Source organism: Fodinibius sp. (genome assembly GCF_041642155.1).
Lineage (GTDB): Bacteria > Bacteroidota > Rhodothermia > Balneolales > Balneolaceae > Fodinibius.
Genome location: NZ_JBEPWZ010000183.1, coordinates 1 through 5,902 on the forward strand (window position 1 = coordinate 1; position 5,902 = coordinate 5,902).

General features: G+C 50.4%; 7 protein-coding genes and 1 pseudogene. 2 read left to right on the forward strand and 6 right to left on the reverse strand.

Features of this window, described 5'->3' with window-relative positions:
* From purH to ACESLU_RS10475, 6 genes and pseudogenes are all read right to left on the reverse strand, one after another.
* Positions 1–507, reverse strand: a pseudogene (purH, locus tag ACESLU_RS10450) (bifunctional phosphoribosylaminoimidazolecarboxamide formyltransferase/IMP cyclohydrolase); the annotation flags it as partial.
* A gap of 2 nt (positions 508–509) precedes the next feature.
* A complete protein-coding gene (gene purN / locus ACESLU_RS10455; RefSeq protein ID WP_372638594.1) occupies positions 510–1,112 on the reverse strand; it encodes a phosphoribosylglycinamide formyltransferase in 603 nt (200 codons plus the stop codon).
* A 96-nt stretch (positions 1,113–1,208) separates the two neighbouring features.
* Positions 1,209–2,285 carry an AI-2E family transporter gene (locus ACESLU_RS10460; protein ID WP_372638595.1) on the reverse strand — a complete coding sequence of 359 codons (1,077 nt, stop codon included), beginning with the start codon at positions 2,283–2,285 and terminating at the stop codon, positions 1,209–1,211.
* Positions 2,282–2,956: a regulatory protein RecX gene (locus ACESLU_RS10465; RefSeq protein WP_372638596.1), complete on the reverse strand. Its 675-nt coding sequence runs from the start codon at positions 2,954–2,956 to the stop codon at positions 2,282–2,284. Before ACESLU_RS10465 ends, ACESLU_RS10460 begins: the two co-directional genes overlap by 4 nt.
* A 2-nt stretch (positions 2,957–2,958) precedes the next feature.
* A complete protein-coding gene (gene recA / locus ACESLU_RS10470) occupies positions 2,959–4,020 on the reverse strand; it encodes a recombinase RecA (RefSeq protein WP_372638597.1) in 1,062 nt (353 codons plus the stop codon).
* A 219-nt stretch (positions 4,021–4,239) separates the two neighbouring features.
* Positions 4,240–4,401, reverse strand: a complete 162-nt coding sequence (locus tag ACESLU_RS10475; RefSeq protein ID WP_372638598.1) for a hypothetical protein — start codon at positions 4,399–4,401, stop codon at positions 4,240–4,242.
* 152 nt (positions 4,402–4,553) lie between these two features.
* On the opposite strand from ACESLU_RS10475, the gene ACESLU_RS10480 reads away from it, so the two are divergent.
* Together ACESLU_RS10480 and ACESLU_RS10485 are read left to right on the forward strand one after the other, a co-directional pair.
* Positions 4,554–5,402: a hypothetical protein gene (locus ACESLU_RS10480; RefSeq protein WP_372638599.1), complete on the forward strand. Its 849-nt coding sequence runs from the start codon at positions 4,554–4,556 to the stop codon at positions 5,400–5,402.
* Positions 5,403–5,411: 9 nt separating this feature from the next.
* The coding region (locus ACESLU_RS10485) for a TatD family hydrolase (RefSeq protein ID WP_372638600.1) at positions 5,412–5,902 on the forward strand (491 nt) is incomplete at its 3' end.

The window sequence follows — 5,902 nt, forward strand, 5'->3', positions numbered from 1 at the left end:
TTTCCTGAAATCACCGTATTGGCCAGGTGAGGTCAGCACGCAGACATGAGCGAAATTCTTGGCTGCCGCACGGATCATCGTCGGACCGCCAATATCGATATGTTCCGTGGCTGTGGCCGGCGTACAGTCAGGGTCAGCAATGGCTTGCTGAAAAGGGTAGAGGTTGACGACCACCAGTTCAATGGGATCAATATCCAGCCGTTTCATCTCTTTGACGTCCGGCTCGTGGCTGGTTCTTCCCAGCAGGCCCCCGTGAATCAGGGGATGCAGGGTTTTAACCCGTCCATCGAGACATTCTTCAAAACCTGTTATCTCACTGACGTCTGTTACGGGGATCTCAGCTCCTCGAATTTTCCGGGCCGTCCCGCCGGTGGAAATGATCTCCACACCCGCCTTGTGGAGTGCCCCGGCCAGCGGAATGATATCCGTTTTGTCCGACACGGAGAGCAGCGCCCGGTTGATGGGAAGGGAATGTTCAGGCAGTTCGGCAAGCGGTTGGAGTGACACTATTACGAATGGTTTTTTTGATTGAGTTTGTTAGCGAGTTTGGCGATAACATCGGGCAGCAGCAGGTGTTCCTGCTTCAGCACCCGTTTGGCCAGCGTTGACGGATCGTCAGAGTCGTACACCGGCACTTTTTGCTGAGCTAAAATGGGACCTTCATCATACTCCCGGGTTACGATATGAACCGTACAACCCGATTCCGTTTCATTGTTATCAAGGACGGCCCGGTGCACGTTATGCCCGTAAAACCCCTTGCCGCCGTACTTCGGCAGCAGGGAGGGATGAATATTAATAATCCTGTTTTCAAATTTTTTAATGAGCTCTGCCGGAATTTTAATCATATAGCCGGCGAGTACGATCAGGTCGGTTTCCCAGGCTGCAAGCTGGTCGAGCAGTTCCCTTACGTAGTCTGACCGGTCTGTAAAATCGGTCGGATCGATGGTAACATGAGCGATGTCATGCTTCCGGGCTCGCCGGATCGCCTGAATATCGTCTTTGTTGGTTATCAGGCCCCGGACCTCTCCCTCAATTTGTCCTTCTTCCGTAGCATTTATAATCGACTGGAAATTGGTACCGGATCCGGAGGCGAATACAACAATGTTGATCAATGGGCAATGACGGTATAAGTTGCTGTCAGTTTGATCGCAAAGATAAACAAAAAAGATTAGATATTAAGGGCAAAATTGGAAAAGCATCGGTCCCGGTTATGTCTCCGGAGATTTCGCAGAACGAAAGACATAGTAGTTATTGATACTCCACCGGATCTGGTTAATCGTAATTTTGATCGTAGTTGCTATGGGCACAGCGATCAGCATACCCAGGATGCCGGCAATTTCGGCCCCGACCATAATAATGAATAAGATGGCAACCGGGTGGATTTCGGCCGAGCGGGAAAAGATGAGCGGCTGCAGTACGAGGTTGTCGAGCAGCTGCACCAGGAAAATGGCGATAATACAGGCTAGAACCAGCGAAAAGTTGCCGACTTCAATAATGGAGACGGTGATGGAGAGAAGATAGCCGATGGCGGGACCGAAATAGGGAATGGTGTTGGCCAGTCCCACGGCGATACCTACCGAAAGTGCATTGTTCAAGCCAACGATGGAGAGGACCAGCCATGAGGAAAGGGCCACAATAAGGCTCTGCAGCATGACGCTCCTGAAATAAATACCCAGGCGGGTTTCAATCTTGTCAATCAGGCTGAGCGTGGTCTCAAAGTATTTGTTGGGCACCAGCTGCAGGATATCCCGCCTGATTTTGGTGCCGTCTTTTAAGAAGAAAAATGTGGCGAACGGAATGACCAGTGCCGCCCAGAAAATATTGGTAAAGAGGCCGATAAGATTGCTCAGAGCGGCGGGCAGCTGACCGATATCAAACAGTTCCTGGAGCATCCGGGTGATATTGGTACTGAGAAATTGTTCAGGCAGAAAGGAGAATTTGTCCCTCAGCCGCTGTTCCACCTGCCGCGTGATATTCTGGATTGTCTCGACGTTCAGCTGTCCCGCCAGTTCCACCATCTGGTTGGCAATAATCGGGAAGATATTGGTTGATATCCAGACGAGCAGTAAAATGAGGGCAGTGAGGGTGAGTATAATAGCCCAAGTCCGATTGATGCCGGTGGCCTGTATGCGGCTTACGACCGGATCCAGCAGGTAGGTAATGACAATGGCAATGACGGCATAACCCACCAGGGTGCCAAAATAGTATAACAGGTAGAACAGGACCGCCACGCCCGCCAGGGCTAATCCCAGTCGTATGAGCCGGTCGAGCGTGAGGCTTTTCATTGTTCTATGACCTTCATGAGTTTATCGATGCTACGGTATATACTGGACGAGCGATATCCTTTGCCTGCCAGGTAGCGAATGATCTTTTTCTTCCGCTTTAGCAGGTGTTCTTCTTTCAGGAAATGTCGTTTCCGCTTTCCGACTAAATGTATAAAAGTTTCTTCTAAATCTTCATTTTTAAATGCCTCCCGGATACTCTGCTCGGCAACCGTCCGCCCGATCCCTTTTTTAAACAGGTGAGCTTTTATCTTCGCGGGTCCCCACTTATTGAGGCGGTACTGGTCGGCGGCATATTTGCGGGCAAAACCGGCGTCGTCGATATACCCTTTTTCCTCGAGTTCATCCAATACGTCGATGATAACCTCCCGCGTATAATCCTTTCGAAGCGCTTTGGTCAGCAGCTCCCTGCGGGCATGGTCGCGCCGGCCCAAAAGCTTAAGCAGGTACTTTTTAACGGCAAACCGTCCCTCTTCCCGCTGTATTTTTTTATACAGCCTGGGCGTCACTTCGACCCCTTTGCTCAAATTGAATTTGATGAGGGTTTGTTCATTAACACCCAGCAGGAACTCCTCGTCCACAAAGACCGAATACCGCTCCTTGTTTCGTGTCTGAACGGTAATGGAAGTGATTAACCCGGGGAGGGGCTGCTGGGGCCTGGCCTCATCGCTCATCACTATTCTTTGTTATCATCGCCTTCCGTTTTCTCCTCCTCTGCCGTTTCTGCCGTTTCCTCCTCCTGGGGCGCTGGGTTCATGGCATCACGGACCATCTGCTCGATGCTGTTGGTCAGTTCGGGATCTGATTCGAGAAACTCGATCGCATTGTCCGTTCCCTGACCGATAGGCTCGCCGTCATAGCGGTACCAGCTGCCCCGCTTTTCAATGATATCGAACTCAACCGCCATATCCAGAATTTCGGCCATGCGGGAAATGCCTTCTCCATACATGATGTTGAATTCCACGACTTTAAAGGGCGGGGCTACTTTATTCTTGACAATTTTTACTTTGGTGCGGTTACCGACCACGTCATCGCCTTTTTTGAGCGATCCGATCCGGCGAATGTCCATACGAACAGAAGAGTAAAATTTGAGTGCACGTCCCCCGGAGGTAGTTTCAGGATTTCCAAACATGACCCCGATCTTCTCGCGAATCTGGTTGATAAAAATCACCGAGGTGCGTGTCTTGTTGATAATTCCCGTAATTTTACGCATCGCCTGCGACATCAGCCGCGCCTGCAGGCCCATGTGGGAATCTCCCATTTCGCCTTCCAATTCGGCACGGGGCACCAGTGCCGCTACCGAATCCACCACAATGGCATCCAGGGCGGCAGAGCGAATAAGCGTTTCCGTAATCTCGAGGGCCTGCTCGCCGCTGTCTGGCTGCGATACCAGCAGCTCATCGGTATTGATGCCCAGATTTTTGGCGTAGCGGGGATCAAACGCATGTTCGGCATCAACGAAGGCCGCATAACCGCCCGCTTTCTGGGCCTCGGCCACGATATGCATGGCCAGGGTGGTCTTCCCGCTGCCTTCCGGGCCGTAAATTTCGGTAATGCGTCCCCGCGGCACGCCGCCCACGCCGAGTGCCTGATCAAGTACGAGCGATCCGGTGGAGATGCTGGGGACATCCTGGACGGCTTCGTCGCCCAATCGCATGATTGTTCCCTTTCCGTGTTGTTTTTCAATTTGGCCGATGGCCATTTCCAGCGCTTTATCGCGATCCTTATTGTCAGACATAAAGTAGGTTCTGTATTTAACTTTTATTTTTCATCGATTAATATATTAAATAAAACTGACAACATAGTGTCACTGCGTTATAAAAAACAAATGACAAAAGAGCGATTAATGCCGCACCCCTGCTAATTGCCAGTTACAGCTTAGCGGTACAAGTAAGAGTCGTTTAGAGGCAAATCCTTACAAGATTTTTTTGTTTTTATATCTTAGACCGGCTATATCTTAGCCCGGTGTTCTCATCAGGCGCCGCGCACAGCTCGGATGGTTTTCATGCGGGTTGGTCATGCGAGAGGATCGCTGCAGGGTCTTTTCCGGGGTCAGATGGTTGCCGCTGAAGACCGGGTATTGCATCGATTTAAGATAATTATTGTACGTTACTTTCATTAGCTTTGCTTATTTTCTCCTGTGTGTATAAATGTATATGCCTGATGACAGACAGAATACAGCCCGGTCTCGATTTTCGAGAGGGAGTTTTGCAGGATATAACAAAAAATGCTTAGATTTGGCAACAATAAACAAATGAACGAAAGGTATCTATGAGTATTTTAATAGCCGACAGCGGTGCCACAAAAACGGAATGGTGCGTAAAATCGGCGGACGAGCATGAGATTTACAAGACAGAAGGACTGAATCCCTATTACCACACGATACAAAGTATTCAGGATGTCGTCGAGCACGACTTGTCCGCCAGGATCGGTGAGATCGAAATCAGTGACATCTTTTTTTACGGGGCCGGCTGCGACAGCGAGGAGAAGAAGCAGGAAGTGGAAACCGCTCTCGCATACAGCTTCCCGGATGCGTCTATCAATATATATCACGATCTGTTGGGAGCGGCCCGGGCGTGCTTTTTTGATGAGCCGGGCATCGCCTGCATTTTAGGGACCGGATCCAATTCCTGCCTGTACGATGGCAATGAAGTTGTTGAGCATATCCCTTCGCTCGCTTTTATTTTGGGAGATGAGGGCAGTGCCGGCTATTTCGGAAAGAAGCTGATTAATAAATATTACCGGTTTGAGGTCCCCGATGAGCTCTGCGATGATCTGGAAAAGAATTACAATATGGATCTCGATTATATCAACAAAGGTGTCTATGACGGGACACAGAAAAGCAGGTTTATCGCCTCTTACGCCGCCTTCCTCGGGGAGCATGAAGACCATCCCTTCGTACGCGACATACTGTATGAAGGATTTGAAAATTTTATCAGCCGCATTGTGATGAAATATACCGATGCCCGGGAATATGAAGTTGGTTTCATCGGTTCGGTTGCCTACGGACACCAGGAGATGATTAATGAAATCCTGACCAAATACGGCATGAAATCGGGCCGCTATATCAGCAAGCCCATGAAGCGCCTGATTGAATATCATTCGGTGGAAGTACATTAAGCAGCTATTGTGATTGACACGCATTGCCATCTCTATTCCGAGCAGTTCAAAGGCGACATTGCGGCGGTATTGGAGCGGGCGTCCGCTGCGGGCGTCCGTCATATCTTTATGCCGGCCATTAACCTCGATTCGCTGCCCGAAATGGATAAGCTCCGGCATCCCGAAATATCGCTGCATAAGATGGCGGGCATCCATCCTACCTCCATTAATGAGGGAGCCCGGGTCACCGAAGAAACATTGTATACCTACTGCGACGACCCGGCCATCGCGGGCGTGGGTGAAACCGGGCTCGATTATTACTGGAGCGACGAATACCGGGCGGAACAGCAGAAAAGCCTGCGCATTCACTGCAGGGTTGCCCGGCAAGTACAGAAACCAATTATTCTGCATAACCGGGACAGTACCGGCGACCTGCTGGATATTATAGAGGAGCAGCAGGATGGCACGCTGTCGGGCGTTTGGCACTGCTTTAACGGTTCGGTTGACGAGGGTAAGCGCGC

What these genes read in the sequence shown, in the direction of transcription:
- ACESLU_RS10480 (WP_372638599.1), top strand. Translation starts at nt 4,554, where the DNA reads ATGAGTATTTTAATAGCCGACAGCGGTGCCACAAAAACGGAATGGTGC.
- ACESLU_RS10475 (WP_372638598.1), bottom strand. Translation starts at nt 4,401, where the DNA reads ATGAAAGTAACGTACAATAATTATCTTAAATCGATGCAATACCCGGTC.
- recA (WP_372638597.1), bottom strand. Translation starts at nt 4,020, where the DNA reads ATGTCTGACAATAAGGATCGCGATAAAGCGCTGGAAATGGCCATCGGC.
- ACESLU_RS10460 (WP_372638595.1), bottom strand. Translation starts at nt 2,285, where the DNA reads ATGAAAAGCCTCACGCTCGACCGGCTCATACGACTGGGATTAGCCCTG.
- ACESLU_RS10465 (WP_372638596.1), bottom strand. Translation starts at nt 2,956, where the DNA reads ATGAGCGATGAGGCCAGGCCCCAGCAGCCCCTCCCCGGGTTAATCACT.